The organism is Streptomyces atratus (assembly GCF_014648655.1).
Lineage (GTDB): Bacteria > Actinomycetota > Actinomycetes > Streptomycetales > Streptomycetaceae > Streptomyces > Streptomyces atratus.
Map to the genome: position 1 here is coordinate 68,090 of NZ_BMRN01000005.1, position 18,444 is coordinate 86,533.

At 68.8% G+C, this 18,444-nt stretch carries 18 protein-coding genes; 2 read left to right on the forward strand and 16 right to left on the reverse strand.

What is annotated here, in order from left to right; translation table 11 throughout:
* Positions 1 to 244 precede the first annotated feature (244 nt).
* The 15 genes from IEZ15_RS10300 to pgsA all read right to left on the reverse strand — a co-directional run bounded on the left by IEZ15_RS10300 (position 245) and on the right by pgsA (position 13,466).
* A complete protein-coding gene (locus IEZ15_RS10300) occupies positions 245 to 664 on the reverse strand; it encodes a hypothetical protein (protein ID WP_189276034.1) in 420 nt (139 codons plus the stop codon).
* Positions 665 to 830: 166 nt separating this feature from the next.
* Positions 831 to 1,382: an adenine phosphoribosyltransferase gene (locus IEZ15_RS10305; RefSeq protein ID WP_114243518.1), complete on the reverse strand. Its 552-nt coding sequence runs from the start codon at positions 1,380 to 1,382 to the stop codon at positions 831 to 833.
* The gene (gene secF / locus IEZ15_RS10310; RefSeq protein WP_189276037.1) at positions 1,379 to 2,482 is read right to left on the reverse strand and encodes a protein translocase subunit SecF; all 1,104 of its coding nucleotides are present in this window, start codon (positions 2,480 to 2,482) and stop codon (positions 1,379 to 1,381) included. Before secF ends, IEZ15_RS10305 begins: the two co-directional genes overlap by 4 nt.
* Position 2,483: 1 nt before the next feature.
* The gene (gene secD / locus IEZ15_RS10315) at positions 2,484 to 4,214 is read right to left on the reverse strand and encodes a protein translocase subunit SecD (protein WP_114243520.1); all 1,731 of its coding nucleotides are present in this window, start codon (positions 4,212 to 4,214) and stop codon (positions 2,484 to 2,486) included.
* A 146-nt stretch (positions 4,215 to 4,360) separates the two neighbouring features.
* On the reverse strand, positions 4,361 to 4,831 hold the full coding sequence (yajC, locus tag IEZ15_RS10320; RefSeq protein ID WP_114243521.1) for a preprotein translocase subunit YajC: 471 nt from the start codon (positions 4,829 to 4,831) through the stop codon (positions 4,361 to 4,363).
* 165 nt (positions 4,832 to 4,996) lie between these two features.
* A complete protein-coding gene (gene ruvB / locus IEZ15_RS10325) occupies positions 4,997 to 6,058 on the reverse strand; it encodes a Holliday junction branch migration DNA helicase RuvB (protein ID WP_189276039.1) in 1,062 nt (353 codons plus the stop codon).
* Positions 6,059 to 6,139: 81 nt separating this feature from the next.
* Positions 6,140 to 6,766 (reverse strand): Holliday junction branch migration protein RuvA, encoded by a 627-nt coding sequence (ruvA, locus tag IEZ15_RS10330; RefSeq protein WP_189276041.1) that lies wholly within the window; start codon positions 6,764 to 6,766, stop codon positions 6,140 to 6,142.
* Complete coding sequence (gene ruvC / locus IEZ15_RS10335) at positions 6,763 to 7,338, reverse strand: crossover junction endodeoxyribonuclease RuvC (protein WP_114243524.1); 576 nt, start codon at positions 7,336 to 7,338, stop codon at positions 6,763 to 6,765. Before ruvC ends, ruvA begins: the two co-directional genes overlap by 4 nt.
* A gap of 123 nt (positions 7,339 to 7,461) precedes the next feature.
* Positions 7,462 to 8,214: a YebC/PmpR family DNA-binding transcriptional regulator gene (locus IEZ15_RS10340; protein WP_114243525.1), complete on the reverse strand. Its 753-nt coding sequence runs from the start codon at positions 8,212 to 8,214 to the stop codon at positions 7,462 to 7,464.
* 61 nt (positions 8,215 to 8,275) lie between these two features.
* A complete protein-coding gene (gene pdxT / locus IEZ15_RS10345; RefSeq protein ID WP_189276043.1) occupies positions 8,276 to 8,869 on the reverse strand; it encodes a pyridoxal 5'-phosphate synthase glutaminase subunit PdxT in 594 nt (197 codons plus the stop codon).
* 6 nt (positions 8,870 to 8,875) lie between these two features.
* Positions 8,876 to 9,796 (reverse strand): pyridoxal 5'-phosphate synthase lyase subunit PdxS, encoded by a 921-nt coding sequence (gene pdxS / locus IEZ15_RS10350; protein WP_093898403.1) that lies wholly within the window; start codon positions 9,794 to 9,796, stop codon positions 8,876 to 8,878.
* Between the two features lie 167 nt (positions 9,797 to 9,963).
* On the reverse strand, positions 9,964 to 10,461 hold the full coding sequence (locus IEZ15_RS10355) for a hypothetical protein (RefSeq protein ID WP_189276426.1): 498 nt from the start codon (positions 10,459 to 10,461) through the stop codon (positions 9,964 to 9,966).
* A 193-nt stretch (positions 10,462 to 10,654) separates the two neighbouring features.
* Positions 10,655 to 11,863 (reverse strand): glycosyltransferase family 4 protein, encoded by a 1,209-nt coding sequence (locus IEZ15_RS10360; RefSeq protein WP_189276045.1) that lies wholly within the window; start codon positions 11,861 to 11,863, stop codon positions 10,655 to 10,657.
* On the reverse strand, positions 11,860 to 12,795 hold the full coding sequence (locus IEZ15_RS10365) for a phosphatidylinositol mannoside acyltransferase (protein WP_189276047.1): 936 nt from the start codon (positions 12,793 to 12,795) through the stop codon (positions 11,860 to 11,862). Before IEZ15_RS10365 ends, IEZ15_RS10360 begins: the two co-directional genes overlap by 4 nt.
* Positions 12,792 to 13,466, reverse strand: coding sequence for a phosphatidylinositol phosphate synthase (pgsA, locus tag IEZ15_RS10370; RefSeq protein ID WP_114243530.1), 675 nt, complete (start codon positions 13,464 to 13,466; stop codon positions 12,792 to 12,794). Before pgsA ends, IEZ15_RS10365 begins: the two co-directional genes overlap by 4 nt.
* A gap of 266 nt (positions 13,467 to 13,732) precedes the next feature.
* On the opposite strand from pgsA, the gene IEZ15_RS10375 reads away from it, so the two are divergent.
* Both IEZ15_RS10375 and IEZ15_RS10380 read left to right on the forward strand, forming a co-directional pair.
* Complete coding sequence (locus IEZ15_RS10375) at positions 13,733 to 15,958, forward strand: elongation factor G-like protein EF-G2 (protein ID WP_189276049.1); 2,226 nt, start codon at positions 13,733 to 13,735, stop codon at positions 15,956 to 15,958.
* A gap of 146 nt (positions 15,959 to 16,104) precedes the next feature.
* Positions 16,105 to 17,775, forward strand: coding sequence for an AbeC-like domain-containing protein (locus IEZ15_RS10380; protein WP_189276051.1), 1,671 nt, complete (start codon positions 16,105 to 16,107; stop codon positions 17,773 to 17,775).
* Positions 17,776 to 17,840: 65 nt separating this feature from the next.
* Here the strand turns inward: IEZ15_RS10380 and IEZ15_RS10385 are convergent, their stop codons facing one another.
* A complete protein-coding gene (locus tag IEZ15_RS10385) occupies positions 17,841 to 18,401 on the reverse strand; it encodes an HIT family protein (RefSeq protein WP_114243533.1) in 561 nt (186 codons plus the stop codon).
* Positions 18,402 to 18,444: the final 43 nt, after the last annotated feature.

The following is an 18,444-nucleotide window of genomic DNA, read 5'->3' on the forward strand; positions in this document are numbered from 1 at the left end:
CCGACCTCCCCCGGGGACCGTGGGACCCCCTCACAACACGAAACGGGCACCCGGTTGTTCCCGGGTGCCCGTCCTGCGCCTGCGTGACAATGGCCCTCGTGTGCCGTTGGGCCGGAGATCAGCCCGTCCCAACCATGCAGTGCCGAGCCAGTGCTCGCATCAGGGCGTAGCTCAGATGGCTCGCATCAGGGCCTAGCTCAGATGGTGAGGGCGGAGAAGCCCCGCCCCCTCCCACCCTGCCCCGTCAGTACCACCGCAAGAGGGCTGCCCCCTTGACCTTCATCTCCTTGGTCGCGGCAACGTTGCCCCACGGCACCTTTATCTGGCCGCTCTTCCCGCAGCCGGCGTTGTACCAGGTCTTCTTCCCCTTGGCATTGAAGCCCTTGACCTGCACACAGATGCTGCTGCCCTTGTAGACCTTCCAGGCGTAGCCCATCTTCATTCCCTTGGAACCGAAGTGGGCACAGCCATCGTTGATCGTGCTCCACTTCCCCGGGATTGACCCTGCATTCTTCCAACCCGGCGTGCAGGCGTTCTTCGCGCCCTGGGTGGTCGGCGCGGGCGCAACTGTCTGGCTCGCACTCGCAGGAGCGGCGCCCGCAGCGATTGCTGCAAAGGAAAGAAGGGAAATCGCCCCCGTGGCGATTTTGCGCGAAATCCTCATGTGGTTCCTCCCGTTGAGATGCCGATCAACAGCATCAGGAAGATCCAATCAGGTAGTCACATAATCTGGCACCTAACTTTGAGCCATTCTTGATCTCCATGGTGATGTGCAAACGCGAATCGGGTGCCCAGGGGAATCCTGGACACCCGATTCGTGCATGCGGTACTCACACGTGGATGAGTGCCTCCAGCGGAGCACCCGCCAGACCTTGTTCCAGCCGGGCACGTCCGTCCAGGAAGCCGAGCTCCATGAGGACCGCGACGCCCGCGATCTCGGCACCGGCCCGCCGGATCAGCTCCAGCGACGCCTCGGCGGTGCCACCGGTCGCGAGGATGTCGTCGATGACCATGATCCGGTCGCCGGCGGACAGGTCCTCCGCGTGGATCTCGATCTCCGCGGTGCCGTACTCCAGCTCGTACGCCTGGCTCAGGGTGGCTCCGGGCAGCTTCCCCACCTTGCGGACGGGCACGAAGCCGAGCCCGGCCCGGACCGCGACCGGGGCGGCCAGGATGAAGCCGCGGGCCTCGAGGCCGACGACTTTCGTGGCGCCGTGCCGTACGCACAGCTCCGCGAGAGTTTCGGTGAGGGCTGCGAACGCGAGCGGGTCCGCGAGCAGCGGGGTGATGTCCTTGAACATCACGCCCGGCTTCGGATAGTCCGGCACGTCGCGGATCCGGCTGAGCAGGAGTTCCTTCGTGCTCTCGGTGGTGCTGGTCATCGGCGCTTCCCCGACGTCCGGCCGTGGCCCCTGGGGGGCTGTTGGCGCTGGCCGACGACCGCGGCGGCAGGTGCGGCGTCCTCCGGGAAGTCGTCGTCCGACGGCTCGTCCTCGGCTGACTCGCCCTTGGCGGCGGCTGCCGCGCGCTTGGCGAGGACCCGCTTCTTCAGAGCCTTCATCTGCGGGTCGCGTTCCTTGAGGTCGGCGACGAGCGGGGTGGCAATGAAGATCGAGGAGTACGCACCGGCCGCGAGGCCGACGAACAGCGACAGCGAGATGTCGTTCAGCATGCCGGCGCCGAGGACGCCACCGCCGATGAAGAGCAGACCGGCGACGGGGAGCAGGGCCACGACGGTGGTGTTGATGGAACGGACCAGCGTGCCGTTGATCGAGCGGTTGGCGATCTCGCTGTACGTCCAGCGGGTCTGCTTGGTGATGTCGCCCGTGCTCTCCCTGAGGCTGTCGAAAACGACGACCGTGTCGTAGAGGGAGTAGCCGAGGATGGTCAGCAGACCGATCACGGTGCCCGGGGTGACTTCGAAGCCGACCAGGGCGTAGATGCCGACCGTGATGGTGATGTCGTGGATCAGCGCGACCAGGGCCGCGATGGCCATGCGCCACTCGAAGGCGATGGCCAGGTAGATCACGACCAGGACCATGAAGATACCGAGGCCGGTCCAGGCCTTGTTGGCGATCTGCTCACCCCAGCTGGGCCCGACCAGGTCGGCGGCGATCTTCTCCGTCGGAACGTTGAGGTCCTTGGAGAGCTGGTCCTTGATCTGGTCGGACTTCGCGGTGTCGACCTCGCTGATCTGAATACGCAGACCACCGCTGCCGAGCTTCTGGACGATCGCCTGGTGACCGGATGCCTCCGTCGCCAAGTCCTCCGCGTGGGAGACGCTGACGCTTGTCTTCGGGGTGGTGAAGACCGCGCCGCCCTTGAACTCGATGCCCATGTTCAGGCCGCTGACGGCCAGGCCGACAATGGCAGTGATGGTGATCAGGATCGAGATCCCGTACCAGATCTTGCGCTTGCCGATGAAGTCGTAGCCGACCTCGCCGCGGTAGAGACGGGCGCCGAGACTGCCGAGTCGCGACATCTCACGCCTCCTTCGGGTGGTCGGTGGGGGCGTTGACACGGCGCGAGCGGCGCAGCGGCGGCTTGGCGCCGAGCCGCTTCGGGTCCAGACCGGACCACGGGTGACCGCTGGAGAAGAACTTCGTACGGGCCATCAGCGTCATGACGGGCTTGGTGAAGAGGAACACCACGACCACGTCGAGCAGGGTGGTGAGACCCAGCGTGAAGGCGAATCCCTGGACCTTGCCGACGGTGACCACGAAGAGCACCGCCGCGGCGAGGAACGACACGAAGTCGGAGACCAGGATGGTGCGCCGGGCGCGCGGCCAGGCGCGCTCGACGGCCGGGCGGAGCGTACGGCCCTCGCGGATCTCGTCGCGGATTCTTTCGAAGTACACGATGAAGGAGTCAGCGGTGATACCGATGGCCACGATGGCTCCGCAGACCGCCGGGAGGTTCAGCGCGAAGCCGATGGCCGGGCCGAGAAGCGACATGATCGTGTAGGTCAGGATGCCGGAGGCCGCGAGGCTCAGGAGCGCGATGAGCGCCAGCCCGCGGTAGTAGGCCACCAGGTAGATGACCACCAGGGCCAGACCGATGGCGCCGGCGATCAGACCCGCCTGGAGCTGCTCGCCACCGAGTGCGGCGGTGACGGTGGTGACGCTCTGCTCCTTGAACGAGAGCGGGAGCGCACCGTAGGAAAGCACATTGGCCAGGTCGTCGGCGGACTGCTGGGTGAAGCTGCCGGAGATCTCGGCGTTGGCGCTCAGTGCCGTGCGCACGTAGGGCGCCGAGACGACTTCACCGTCGAGCGCGATGGCGAACTGGTTCTGCGGCGACTGCTGCTGGGCGAGCTGGCTCGTGATCTTCTGGAACTTCTTGGCGCCGCCCTTGGTGAACTCCATCTGAACGATCCACTGACCGTTCGTCTGGTCGATCGCCGCCTTGGCGCTGTCCACGTCCGTGCCGGACACCTGGGCCGGGCCGAGGACGTACTTGGCGTCGCCCTCGGAGCTGCACGCGACGACCGTGTCGGTCGGCTTGGCACCCAGGGCGGCCTTGGACCGGGAGGCCTTGCTGGAGCAGTCGAGCTCCGCGAACTGCTTCTGCAGCTTGGCGGCGGCAGCCTGGTCCGCAGCGGATGCCGACGGCGTGGCGTCGGCCTTCGGCGTGGTACTCGCCTTGGGGGTGGGCGATGAATCGGTCTTGAGGCCGTCGGTGACCGCACGGCCCTGCGTGGAGGCGCTGGCGCTCGGCTTCGCCGACGCCTTCCCCTTGTCCGACGTCGAGGCGCTCGGGCTGGGCTTGCCGGACGACGAGGCGTTGGGCGTCGGGGTGGGCGTTCCCTGGGCGACGGTCAGCACCGGCCGGAAGTAGAGCTTGGCGGTGGTGCCGACCTGCTCGCGGGCCTGGGCGGAGTTCGTGCCCTTGGGGATGTTGACGATGATGTTGCGATCGCCCTGGGTCTGGACCTCGGCCTCGGAGACGCCAAGACCATTGACACGGCGTTCCATGATCTGGACCGCCGTGTCCATGTTGGTCTTGTTGATCGCCGATTCCTGGCCCGGCTCGCTCTTCGCCTCGAGCGTGATGGACGTGCCGCCCGCCAGGTCGATGCCCAGTCGTGGGGTCGGCTGATCGGCCAGGAACATCCCGCCGGTGAGCGCGACCATGGCGATCAGGATCAGAGCCAGGGAACGCCCCGGCCTGCCCTGACCGCCGGCCGGCCCTCGGCTCTTCTTCGGTGCTGCCACCTTCTCGTTTCTCCCTGTCCAACCGCCCCGCGCCGGGTACGCGCCCGAGCGGCCACGAAGTGTAGTGGGGACCCGCCCCCGCAGAAGATCGCACGGTCCGGGGAGTGCCGGATGCCGGTGGGCTCACGGCATCCCCGGGTCGTGGGTTACTTCGCGTCGGCCTCGCCGTCGGTCTTGCCCTCGGACTTCTTGTCGGACTCGGCGTCCGTCGGCTCGGCCTCGGCCTTCTTGCCCAGGTCGATCTTGGCGTCGTCCGAGGTGTCCTCGTCGGCGTCCGCCTCGGTCAGCGAGGAGGCGTCGTCCGGCACGACCGCGCCGTCGAGGGCGTCATCGTCGTCCCCGTGGACGATGCGGTTGTACTCCGCGTCGTCCAGGACGGCGCCGATGGCGTTCTTGGCGTAGATGGCGTGGACGCCGGGCGCGATCTCAAGGAGAACGGTGTCGTCGTGAAGCTCCTTGACGGTGGCGTACATGCCCCCGATCGTCCGGATGCCGGTGCCGGGCTGCATCTCATTGCGCATCTGGGCAGCGGCCGCCTGCTTCTTCTTGGCGGACCGCGTCATCAGGAACATGGCCCCGATGAGCACGATGAAGGGGAGGAGAGTCACGGGATTCACGGGACGAGTTTCCTTCGCACGACCGCGCTGGAAGGCGGCCTGATCTACGGGGGTGGGTACACCGACCTGATAAGGGCGGCATCGGCGGAGTCTAAGCGAGTCCGCATCGATGGAACAACGCCCGGCGTCGCTCGGTGGTTCCTGTCCGGGTGAACCTGTGATGCATCACGCCCCGAACAGACCCTGTTGTCCCTTTCCGCCGTGCTGGGGAGGTACGAGGCCGAGGTGGGCCCAGGCAGCGGGTGTCGCGACGCGCCCCCTCGGCGTCCTGGCCAGCAGTCCTTCCCGTACCAGGAAGGGCTCCGCGACCTCCTCGACCGTCTCGCGCTCCTCGCCCACGGCCACGGCGAGGGTGGACAGTCCGACGGGGCCGCCGCCGAAGAGCTTCAGCAGGGCGCCGAGCACCGCCCGGTCCAGCCGGTCGAGGCCGCGCGCGTCGACCTCGTACACCCCGAGGGCGACGGAGGCGACGGCACGGTCGATCCGTCCGTCGGCCTTGACCTGGGCGTAGTCCCGGACACGGCGCAGCAGCCGGTTGGCGATACGGGGGGTGCCGCGGGAACGTCCGGCGATCTCGGAGGCGCCCTCCGCGTCTATCGCCACGTCGAGGAGGCGGGCGGAGCGGTGGATGACGCGTTCCAGTTCGGTGGGGGCGTAGAACTCCATATGGCCGGTGAAGCCGAAACGGTCGCGCAGCGGGGGAGGCAGCAGTCCGGCCCTGGTGGTGGCGCCGACCAGGGTGAAGGGCGGCAGTTCCAGCGGGATGGCGGTGGCTCCGGGGCCCTTGCCGACGATGACATCGACGCGGAAGTCCTCCATCGCCATGTAGAGCATCTCCTCGGCGGGCCGCGACATGCGGTGGATCTCGTCCAGGAAGAGAACTTCGCCCTCCTGGAGTGAAGAGAGAATCGCGGCGAGATCACCCGCATGCTGGATGGCGGGGCCCGAGGTGATCCGGATCGGGGCGCCCATTTCGGCTGCGATGATCATGGAGAGGGTGGTCTTGCCGAGACCGGGGGCACCGGAGAGCAGGACATGGTCGGCGGTGGCGCCGCGGGCCCTGGCCGCCTTGAGTACCAGGTCGAGCTGTTCGCGCACCTTTTCCTGGCCGACGAATTCGTCGAGGTCCTTCGGCCGCAGCGCCGCTTCGACCGCGGTGTCCTCGCCGTCCGCGTCGGCGTCGACGAGCCGCTCGTCGGTATCGGGTCCGGTCTCGTCCCAGTTCATTCAGTCTGTCCCGCCTCGGGTGTGTCGGTGCCGTGCGGTGCCCGGCCCGGTCGGGGTCTCCCCCGGGATGACGCGCTCCGGTCAGCGCGCGCGGTTGAGGGTCTGCAGCGCAGCGCGCAGCAGCTGCGGCACGGGGGCCTGTCCGCCCTCGGCCAGGGCCGCCTCGGCCTGCGGGGCGACAGCGGTGACCGCTTCGTCGGCCTCACGGGTGGCGTAGCCGAGACCGATCAGGGCGGCCTGCAGCTGATCGCGCCAGGAGGAGGTGACGGCAGTGCCGATGCCCTGTCGGCCGATGTGGGCGCCCACGGGCTCGCCGAGTCTGTCCTTCAGTTCGAGGAGGAGTTTCTGCGCGCCCTTCTTGCCGATGCCGGAGACGGCGGTGAGCGCCTTCTCGTCGTCGGTGGCGACCGCGATCCGCAGGGCGTCCGGACTATGGGTGGCAAGCATGGCCTGGGCGAGCCGTGGTCCGACTCCGCTCGCGGTCTGGAGCAGCTCGAAGACCAGCCGCTCGTCGTCGTCGGCGAAGCCGTAGAGGGTGAGCGAATCCTCCCGTACGACGAGGGAGGTGGCCAGCCTGGCCTCCTTGCCGATCCGGAGGCCGGCGAGGGTGTTCGGCGTGCACTGGACGGCCATGCCGATGCCGCCGACCTCGATCACGGCCGTGGTCGGGGCGAGCGCGGCCACGGGGCCGCTGACGAAGGCGATCATCGGGGGACCTTCCGGACGGGAACTGTAGAAGTACGGGGAGCGCGCGCGGTGCGGGCTGCGGCGGCGGCAGCCGCGTGTGCCTGTTGGAGGCGGTTGACAGCGGGGGCGCGCCAGATGTGGCAGATGGCGAGCGCGAGCGCGTCGGCCGCGTCGGCGGGTTTCGGCGGGGCATCGAGCCGCAGCAGCCGGGTGACCATGGCTCCGACCTGCGCCTTGTCGGCACGGCCGCTGCCGGTGACGGCTGCCTTGACCTCGCTGGGGGTGTGCAGGGCGACCGGTATGCCGCGCCGGGATGCGCAAAGCATGGCGACCGCACTGGCCTGGGCGGTGCCCATCACCGTACGGACGTTGTGCTGGCTGAACACCCGCTCCACGGCGACGAATTCGGGCCGGTGCTCGTCGAGCCACTGCTCGATGCCGCGCTCGATGGCCACCAGCCGGTGGCCGAGCTCCGCATCGGCCGCGGTGCGGACGACTCCGACGCCGAGCATCGTCAGGGGCCGGCCGGCGACGCCTTCGACGACGCCGACACCGCACCGGGTCAGCCCCGGGTCGACGCCGAGTACCCGCATGGGAGGCCCCTCCGTACCGATCGGTCAACTGTTCCCGCAGGCTATCGGCTCGCACTGACAATGCGACGGGCCGACGGGGTGTGTCCCCGTCGGCCCGTCCGTGAAGGCTGCGCTGAGCGTGGCTCAGGCTTCGACCTTCTCCATGACCTCGTCCGAGACATCGAAGTTGGCGAAGACGTTCTGCACGTCGTCGCTGTCCTCCAGCGCGTCGATCAGCTTGAAGATCTTGCGCGCGCCCTCCTCGTCCAGCTCGACCTGCATGGTGGGCAGGAAGTTGGCCTCGGCGGAGTCGTAGTCGATGCCGGCCTGCTGGAGCGCGGTACGGACCGCGACCATGTCGGTGGCCTCGCTGACGACCTCGTAGGTGTCACCGAGGTCGTTGACCTCCTCGGCGCCCGCGTCGAGCACCGCGCCCAGGACGTCGTCCTCGGTCAGCCCGCCCTTGGGGACGATGACGACACCCTTGCGGTTGAAGAGGTACGAGACCGAACCGGGGTCGGCCATCGAACCACCATTGCGGGTCATCGCGACACGCACGTCCGAGGCGGCACGGTTGCGGTTGTCGGTGAGGCACTCGATGAGCACCGCGACACCGTTGGGGCCGTAACCCTCGTACATGATCGTCTGATAGTCGACGCCGCCCGCTTCGAGACCGCCACCGCGCTTGACCGCGGAGTCGATGTTCTTGTTCGGTACGGAGCTCTTCTTCGCCTTCTGGATCGCGTCCACGAGGGTCGGATTTCCCTCGGGGTCCACACCACCGGTGCGGGCCGCGACCTCGATGTTCTTGATCAGCTTCGCGAAGAGTTTGCCGCGCTTGGCATCGATCACGGCCTTCTTGTGCTTCGTCGTAGCCCATTTAGAGTGGCCGGACATCTGCCTTCTCCTTCGCGTCACCAAAATCGATCCGAACCCGGGAGATCCTACCGGGATCGAGTCAGACGACTGCGCGCACCATGTCCACGAACAACGCGTGAACGCGATGGTCCCCGGTCAGTTCCGGGTGGAATGACGTCGCCAGGACGTTTCCCTGACGTACGGCGACGATGTGGCCACCGTGCTCCGCCACCACCTTGGCCTGGGCTCCGACCGATTCCACCCACGGGGCGCGGATGAACACGCCCTCGACCGGGCCGCCCTCGATACCGGCGACCTCCACGGCCGCCTCGAAGGACTCGTTCTGCCGCCCGAAGGCGTTGCGGCGCACGATCATGTCGATCCCGCCGACCGTCTCCTGGCCCGAGCGCGGGTCGAGGATCTTGTCGGCCAGCAGGATCATTCCGGCGCAGGTGCCGTAGACCGGCATCCCGTCCCGTACCCGCTCGCGCAGCGGTTCCAGCATGCCGAACAGGGAAGCCAGCTTGGACATCGTGGTGGACTCGCCACCGGGAATGACCAGGCCGTCGACCTCGGCGAGTTCCTCGGGACGCCGGACCGGCCTGGCCAGGGCATCCGCCGAGGCCAGGGCGATCAGGTGTTCCCGTACGTCGCCCTGGAGAGCCAGGACTCCGATCACAGGGGTTTCGCTCATCAGTGACTACCAGCCACGGTTGGCGTAGCGCTCGGCCTCGGGCAGGGTGTCGCAGTTGATGCCGACCATGGCCTCGCCCAGGTTCCGGGAGGCGTCCGCGATGATCTTCGGGTCGTCGTAGAAGGTGGTGGCCTTCACGATGGCGGCGGCGCGCTTGGCCGGGTCGCCGGACTTGAAGATGCCGGAGCCCACGAAGACGCCCTCGGCGCCGAGCTGGCGCATCAGCGCGGCGTCGGCGGGGGTGGCGACGCCGCCCGCGGAGAACAGCACGACGGGCAGCTTGCCGAGCTCGGCGACCTCCTTGACCAGCTCGTACGGGGCACGGAGCTCCTTCGCGGCGGCGTACAGCTCGTTGTTGTCGTAGCCGCGCAGCCGGGCGATCTCGTTCTTGATCTGGCGCAGGTGACGGACCGCCTCGACGACGTTTCCGGTGCCGGCCTCGCCCTTCGAACGGATCATGGCCGCGCCCTCGGCGATGCGCCGCAGGGCCTCACCGAGGTTGGTGGCGCCACAGACGAACGGAGTGGTGAAGGCGAACTTGTCGCTGTGGTTGACCTCGTCGGCCGGGGTGAGGACCTCGGACTCGTCGATGTAGTCGACACCGAGGGACTGCAGGACCTGGGCCTCGACGAAGTGTCCGATGCGGGACTTCGCCATCACCGGGATGGAGACGGCCTCGATGATCTCCTCGATCATGTTCGGGTCCGACATCCGGGCCACGCCGCCGTCCTTGCGGATGTCGGCCGGCACCCGCTCCAGGGCCATGACGGCCACGGCGCCCGCATCCTCGGCGATCTTCGCCTGCTCGGCATTGACGACGTCCATGATCACGCCGCCCTTGAGCTGCTCGGCCATGCCGCGCTTGACGCGAGCGGTGCCGGTGGCCGGGGAGTCGGCGGACTGCGGGGTGGTGGGAAGCGTGGACACGGATCGACCTCACTCGGAGAAAAGTTACTGAAAGCGCTGGTTGGTGCAGTGCTGAGCAAACTCTCCGGGACCAGTCCACAGCAAGGGCCAATGGAAGGCCGGTGGATCGTTTTGCACGCGTACGAAACGGGTTGTGATCCCGGTCACGTACGAGCGTGGCCGCCGGGTCAGCTGACGGGGCGGTCCGCCAGGGCTACAGGCGGTTCGTCGTCCATCTCGAAGGCGAGCGGGAACGGGGCATGCCCGGCCAGCCGGAACCACCGCACCGTACGGTGCCGGCGCAGCGCACGCGCCGCGCGCACCGCGTCGTTGTGGAACCGCCGGGCCATCGGGACACGGCGCACGGCCGCGGCGAGTTCGAGCGCCGCCTCCTCGCCGCCGGGGATCTCCTTCACGGACTCCACCTGCACTGTTTCACCGAACACCGCCCGCAGCGCGGTGCTCAGTTCGCTCTCCGCGACCTCGCGGTTCTCCTCCTCCGCCTGGCGGGCGGCGTGCGCGGCCTCGTACAGCACGATGGACGCGGCCGGGTCGAGGACACCCGATGTCGCCAGTTCCTGGGTGACCGAGGCGCGGCGCAGGAGCTGTGCGTCGAGGGCAGCGCGGGCGGCGTCGATGCGTGTGTGCAGCCGGTCCAGCCGCCCGGCGGTCCAGCTGAGGTACATACCGATCGCGACGATCGCGACGGCGATCCAGATGAGGGTTTCGATCACGGGCGGCAAGGCTACCCGTCGGGGCGCAGGCGGTGCGGCCGTCCGGTCCCGGGCGCGGAAGCGGGTGCGGGGCGGGCCCGGTCGCCGCCGGGGCGCTGCCCAGGACCCCGGACCCCGATCGCCGGACGGGCTCGAACCAAAGGTTCTAGTCCCGTGCCAGTCCCAAACGTGCACGCAGGCCCGTGCGTTCGTCGGCCGCCACCGACGCCGCGCCGTCCGTCACCGTCTCGTACACCGCGAGGATGTCCGCCCCGACCGTCGACCAGTCGAAGCGCCGCACGTGTGCGGTTCCCCGTTCGCGCAGCTCCGTTCGCCGCTCCGGGTCGCCGAGCAACCGGATCGCCGCCGACGCCAGCGCGTCCGCGTCCTCGTTGGCGAAGAGTTCGCCCGCCGCACCCAGGTCCAGAACCTGCGCGAACGCATCCAGATCGCTGGCCAGGACCGGCGCACCGGCCGACATCGCCTCGACCAGGATGATCCCGAAGCTCTCGCCGCCCGTGTTCGGCGCGACGTACACATCGACGCTGCGCAGCAGCCGCGCCTTGTCCTCGTCGCTCACCATGCCGAGGAATTCGACGCGCTCGCGCATCTTCTCGGGCAGCGAGGCGACGGCCTCCTCCTCGTCGCCGCGGCCCGCCACCAGCAGCCTGGTGTCCGGACGCGCGGCAAGGATCGCGGGCAGCGCCCTCATCAGGACGGGCAGGCCCTTGCGTGGCTCGTCGATACGCCCGATGAAGCCGATCGTGCCGCCCTCCCGTCTCCCGCCAGCGCCCTCAACCGAGCTTCGCGCCCCCTTTGATTGCCACTCGGCCCTGGGCTCGGCCGCGGCGAAGAAGCCGACATCGACCCCGTTCGGGATGACGACCGCGTCGCCGCCCAGGTGCTCGACCAGGGTCCGGCGGGCGTACTCGCTCACAGCGATGCGCGCGCTGATCTTCTCCAGCGCGGGCTGCAGGATCGGGTACGCGGCGATCATGGCCCGGGAGCGCGGGTTGGAGGTGTGGAACGTGGCGACGATCGGCCCCTGCGCCGCCCAGCAGGCGAGCAGCCCCAGCGACGGCGACGTCGGCTCATGGATGTGGATCACGTCGAAGGTGCCGTCGTGCAGCCAGCGGCGCACCCGGGCGGCCGAGAGGAAGCCGAAGTTCAGCCGGGCCACGGAGCCGTTGTACGGGACGGGCACGGCCCGGCCCGCCGAGACCACGTACGGCGGCAGCGGTGTCTCGTCGTCGGCGGGTGCCAGCACCGACACCTGATGTCCCAGACGGATCAGGTGTTCGGCCAGGTCCCGGATGTGGAACTGCACACCGCCCGGTACGTCCCACGAGTACGGGCATACGATGCCGATCTTCACGGCCGGTCCTCCCGGTTCTCCAGGTCGGCCAGCCAGAGCCGTTGCAGCATGTGCCAGTCCTGCGGATGCTCGGCGATTCCGACGGCGAAGGCATCGGCCAGCGCCTGTGTCATCGAGGACGTCTTCTCCGTACGGCTGCCTGACTCGGGCACCTCGACCGGTGGATGGATACGCGCCTTCATCACGGGCGTGTCGTCGTACGAGAGCGTCACCGGCAGCAGCAGCGCCCCGGTCTGCTGGGCCAGCAGCGCCGGTCCAGCGGGCATGCGTGCGGTGTCGCCGAAGAATTTCACCTCGACGCCGGACGCCGACAGATCACGGTCGGCGACCAGACAGACCAGGCCGCCCGCGCGCAGCCGCCGCGCAAGGGTGCCGAAGGCGGCGCCGCCGCTGTGCGGCAGGACCTCCATGCCGAGCCCCTCGCGGTAGGCCACGAACCGGTCGTACAGCGTCTCGGGCTTGAGCCGCTCGGCGACCGTGGTGAAGGGCACCTTCAGATCGGTGGTGACCCAGGCTCCGGCCAGGTCCCAGTTCCCCAGGTGCGGCAGGGCGAGGATGACGCCGCGGCCGGTGTCCAGCCCGTCGGTCAGCCGGTGCGCGTCCCTCACGTCTATGGACGCCTTGATCCGCGCCGGACTCCAGGTGGGCAGCCGGAACGACTCCATCCAGTAGCGCATGTACGAGCGCATCCCGGCCTTGGAGAGCGCGGCGAGCCGGGCCGGCGAAGCCCCGGGTACAACCCGTGCCAGATTCGACTCCAGCCGCAGCACGCTCTTGCCCCGCCGCTTCCACACCTGGTCGGCGATGGTGCGGAAAAGGGCCCTGGCGACCGGTTCGGGGAGCCTCTTGACGGCGGTCCAGCCGAGCCCGTACAGCCCGTCGGTCAGCCGGTCCCGCAGGCCGGACTGCGTGTCACCCGGTGCGCCGCTCACTGCGCGGCCCCGCTCCCCCGGTCCGCAGCAGCGGCCTCGGCCGCGTCGGCCTCCGCGGACTCGCGGCGCACCGTCACGACCCGCTGCACGAGAGTCACCAGGCTGCCCACGGCGACGATCCACAGTGCGATCGGCAGCAGGATCTGGATCCCCGGAACACCGAACTTGTGGAGACCGGACAATCCCGCCGCGACCAGCGAGATGACCAGCCGCTCGGCGCGCTCCACGAGACCGTTGACCGCGACCGGCAGCCCGATCGACTCACCGCGCGCCTTCGTGTACGAGACCACCTGGCCGCTCGCCAGGCAGAAGATCGCGACCGCGCACATCACGTTGTCGTCGCCGTTGCCCGCGTACCAGAGCGCGAGCCCTCCGAAGATCGCCCCGTCGGCGACCCGGTCCAGGGTCGAGTCCAGGAACGCGCCCCAGCGGCTGGAGATACCGGCCTGCCGGGCCATATTGCCGTCGACGAGGTCGGAAAAGACGAAGATCGTGATGACGATCGTGCCCCAGAAGAACTCCCCCATCGGGAAGAAGACCAGCGCACCTGCCATCACCCCGGCCGTACCGATCAGCGTGACCGCGTCAGGGCTCACGCCGAGACGGAGCAACAGTGCGGCGAACGGTGTGAGGACACGCGTAAAAAATGCACGCGCGTACTTGTTCAGCATGGCCTTCCCGAGGGTCGGTGGGCCGAGCAGCCCCTACGGCCACCGGCTGGCCCATCGTAGTCACGCCCGCCGGACTCCACCGTCCGGGCACCCGGCATCGCGCCGCTGTGCACGACGTATGGACGCGACCTGACCTGAGTGGAAAGCTCGAATTACCGCGGGCGTCGCCGTAGCCGCCGCGGCGGCTCCCCGTGCCCGTGCACCCTTCTCCCCCACCGCGCCGGCTTTTCTTCCCGCTCCGCGCCACTATCTGGGAGGCACGCATCATGGGCGACAAGGCACACGCACACACCGGGGCCGCCGGCAGGGCAGCGACGGCCGACCAGCCCTCATCCGTACGGAATGTGGTGCTGGTCGGCCACAGCGGCTCCGGCAAGACCACCCTCGTGGAGGCCCTCGCACTGACCGCAGGCGCGGTCAACCGGGCCGGGCGGGTCGAGGACGGCGCCACGGTCTCCGACTACGACGAGATCGAACACCGCCAGCAACGCTCCGTACAGCTCTCGCTCGTCCCCGTCGAATGGGGCGGATACAAGATCAATCTGCTGGACACACCCGGATACACCGATTTCGTCGGGGAACTCAGGGCCGGTCTGCGGGCAGCGGACGCGGCCCTGTTCGTCGTGTCCGCTGCCCAGGAGGCCGACGCCGTGGCGGGCTCCACCCGCGCCGTGTGGGACGAGTGCGCCGCCGTCGGCATGCCGCGCGCCATCGTCGTCACGCACCTCGACACGGCGCGCACCTCGTTCGACGGGATGACCCGGATCTGCGGCGAGATCTTCGGCGGCGACGACCCCGACGCCGTGCTCCCGCTCTACCTGCCGGTGCACGGACCCGAGGGCCCGGACGGGCACGCTCCGCTCACCGGGCTCACCGGACTCCTCACCCAGCGGATCTTCGACTACTCCTCGGGCGACCGGCAGGAGAACCCGCCCGCCGACGCCCAGCGGACCACGCTCCAGGAGGCCCGGAACCGGCTCATCGAGGGGATCATCGCCGAGAGCGAGGACGAGACCCTGATGGACCGCTACCTCGGCGGCGGTGAGATCGACATCAAGACACTCATCGACGACCTGGAGCGCGCTGTGGCCCGAGGCGCCTTCCACCCCGTCCTCAGTGCGGCCCCCGCCGCCGAAGGCGCCCGCCAGGGCATCGGCACCGTCGAACTCCTGGACCTGATCACCGGCGGCTTCCCGACCCCGCTGGAGCGCCCGCTCCCCGAAGTCACCCCCCTTCATGGGGCCCCGCGACCGGTCCTGACCTGCGACCCGCACGGCCCACTCGTCGCCGAGGTCGTCAAGACGGCCTCCGACCCGTACGTCGGCCGGGTCTCGCTCGTACGCGTCTTCTCCGGCACCCTTCGCCCCGACGAAACCGTCCATGTCTTCGGCCACGGCCTCAACGACCCCTGCCACGAGACACGCCCCTTCCACGAGGCGGAGGTACGCGTCGGCGCACTCTCCTCCCCCTTCGGCAAACACCAGCGCCCCCTCACCGCATGCATCGCCGGAGATCTCGCCTGCGTCGCCAAACTGGGCAGCGCCGAGACCGGGGACACCCTCTCCGCCCAGGGCCAGCCGCTGCTGATGGACCCCTGGACCACACCGGACCCACTGCTGCCGCTCGCCATCGAGGCGCACAGCAAGGCGGACGAGGACAAGCTCTCCCAGGGGCTCTCCCGGCTGGTCGCCGAGGACCCGACCATGCGTCTCGAACAGAACCAGGACACCCACCAGGTGGTCCTGTGGTGCCTCGGCGAGGCCCATCAGGATGTGGCGCTGGACCGGCTGCGCAGCCGTTACGGCGTCCAGGTCGACGCCGTACCGCACAAGGTGTCGCTGCGCGAGACCTTCGCCGGCCCGTCGACCGGGCGCGGCAGGCATGTGAAACAGTCCGGCGGCCACGGCCAGTACGCCATCTGCGAGATCGACGTGGAGCCGCTGCCACCGGGGTCGGGCATCGAATTCGTCGACAAGGTGGTCGGCGGAGCGGTACCGCGTCAGTTCATCCCGTCCGTCGAGAAAGGCGTGCGCGCCCAGGCCGCCCGAGGAGTCGCCGCCGGGCATCCGCTCGTCGACATACGCATCACCCTGCGTGACGGGAAGTCCCACTCGGTGGACTCCTCCGACGCCGCGTTCCAGACCGCGGGGGCACTGGCCCTGCGCGAAGCCGCCGCGGACACCCGTATCCAGCTCCTCGAACCCGTCGCCGAGATCCAGGTCCTGGTCCCCGACGACTACGTCGGCCCTGTGATGAGCGATCTGTCCGGGCGGCGCGGCAGGGTGATCGGTACCGAGCAGTCCGGCGCCGGACGCACCCTCGTACGGGCCGAGGTCCCGGAGCTGGAGATCGGCCGGTACGCGATCGACCTGCGCTCCCTGTCTCATGGAGCCGGTCGCTTCGACCGAGCGTACGCCCGGCACGAAGCCATGCCCCCACAGCTCGCGGAACGCATCCGCGAGCAGCAGGAGAACAACCCGAATGACGCGTAATCGACTGTGCCGCCCGCCCTTGTCCACAGAGGCGGGCGGCGTATTGATCCGGACGATACGCTGTGGTCCCAGCTCAGAAGGTGTGCCGGGCACGGCAGTTGGGAAACAGCCGCAGGAGTGGTTCTTGGCGGCGAGTGGGGGCGACAGTGGCCAACGACGGATTCGATTTCTCACCCGGAGCGCAGATCCCGCTCCAGGGCGCGGGCTCACAGGCGGTGGCGACGAACGCCCTCGCCTCCGCCGCGTACCGCGACAGCCCGGTGGAGAAGATCCTTGAAGCCAACAGCGAGTGGCACAAGTCCGAGGTGAAGGAAGGCCGTTCCAAGCTCTTCAAGTCCGACTACTTCAAGCCCAACCTCGGCGAGGCATTCTCCCGCGCCGTCCAGGAACGCATGCTGGGCGGAGCCCGGAAGGCCCTCATCCAGTCCTTCGGAACCGACCCGCAGACCGTCGTCGAGCACTGCCTGTCCGCGACCCGCCTGCGCAAGGCACGCGACGCCAGACTGACCGCCGTCACAGCCCTGTTCGGCTTCCTCTTCCTGCCCGGAATGCTCCTGTGGGTCATCGCCTTCCGACTGCGCGACTCGCTCGGCAACACCAAGGACAAGGCCCTCGCCGCCCTGGGCAACGCCCTGCTCCCGGTCATCGGCATCGTGGCCCTGCTCCTCCTGATCAAGCTGCCGCTCACCGGATTCCCCGCACTCTACGTACGGGCAATGATCGTCGCTCCCGTCATCGGCTGGCTCATCGCCAAACGGATCGCCGAGTCGTCCGCCAAGGACATGCGCGCCCGCTGGGAGGGACTGCTCTCCGGCGGCGGCGTCATCGCCAAGATCCCCGAGGCCGTTCCCAAGAACCCGAACGAGACCTCCCGCGAGGCACTCCGTCAGGGCCTGGAGAAACTCTCCGCCGAGCAGCAGTCCAACGCGGTCTTCTACGCGGGCCCCAAGGGAATCCTCGGCATGGGGACCCGCTGGGGCAGCTGGCAGCTCGCCGAACAGCTCGTCGCCAAGGAACCCGGCAAGGAATTCCACCAGTTCCGCAGTTGGGACCTGATACGGGTCATCCACGACCAGCTCAAGGTGCTGGAGCGCGGTCCGCTGAACACCGGAGGATTCCCCACCCCGTCGGTCACCCACTGGATCGTGTCACCCGTCGGCGAGAACGCCGACGCGGTCTCCAGGCCCGACGGCGAGGACGTCGCCACCTTCCAGGTCAAGCCGCACGAAATACAGCGGATCTGCAACCACCAGCAGTTCGGCGGCGGCGACCGGCACTATCTGGGCGTTCAGTTCACCCTCTGGGACGGCCAGTTGGTCATCACGATGATGATCACGGTCACGGTGCTCTACGAGACCCTGCGCATCGAAGTCACCGGACACGCACTCGGCCCGGTCCACTCGCTCTTCACCAGCAAGCCGGCGGCCAAGACCAAGACGGTCAACAAGACCGTCCGCTTCTGGGAGACCCGCGACATCACCCTCGCACTGGTCGAACCCCGCGAAGTCGTCCGCCTCGCCCTGCGCGCCCCCTTCACCTGGTACCCGCCGCTCCTCGACTACCTGGGCGGCAAGATCGCCCTGCCCGAGCCGTTCGGCCTGCGCCACGCGTGGGCCGAGAAGCCATGGCGCCACCGCTTCATGGCCGACGACGCGATGCGCGCCGCCACCCCCGTTCTGCGCGCCGTGCACAGCGCCGCCCTACGCGTCCTGGAGGAGAACGGCGTCGACACCGAACGCTTCGACAACCGCTCGATGATACTGAGCGGAATGGTGCAGGACCCGACCCCGCGCAAGGCCGACCTGTACGACGCATAGACATGCGAAGGGCGCCCCGGCAAAAGGCAGAAACCGGGGCGCCCGCGCAGAGGCAACAGCTCGGATCAGGTCGCCGGCCAGGCGTCGGCAAGCATCTTGCGCGTATCGGCGAGCAACTGCGGCAGTACCTTCGTATGCCCGACCACGGGCATGAAGTTGGTGTCACCACCCCAGCGCGGCACCAGATGCTGATGCAGATGGGCCGCGATACCGGCCCCGGCCACCGAGCCCTGGTTCATACCGATATTGAACCCGTGGGCCCCCGACGCCGCCCGCAGAGCCGCCATCGCCCGCTTGGTGAAATCGGCCAGCTCCATGGTCTCCGGACCATCCAGCTCCGTGTAGTCGGCGACATGCCGGTACGGCACGACCATCAGATGCCCGCCGTTGTACGGATACAGATTCAGCACGGCATACACCTTCTCGCCGCGCGCGACGACGAGTCCGTCCTCATCCGATTTGGCCGGGATCGCACAGAACGGACAGCCGTCGCCGGCCTCCGGACCGGTCGGCTTGTTCTCGCCCTGGATATACGCCATCCGGTGGGGCGTCCACAGGCGCTGGAACGCGTCGGGCGTTCCCACTCCGATCTGCTGCTCCGGCTCACTCGTCATGCCGATCAGCATATTGCTTAGCTCCCGGGCAGCGTGTCGCCGGGGCCGCACCCGT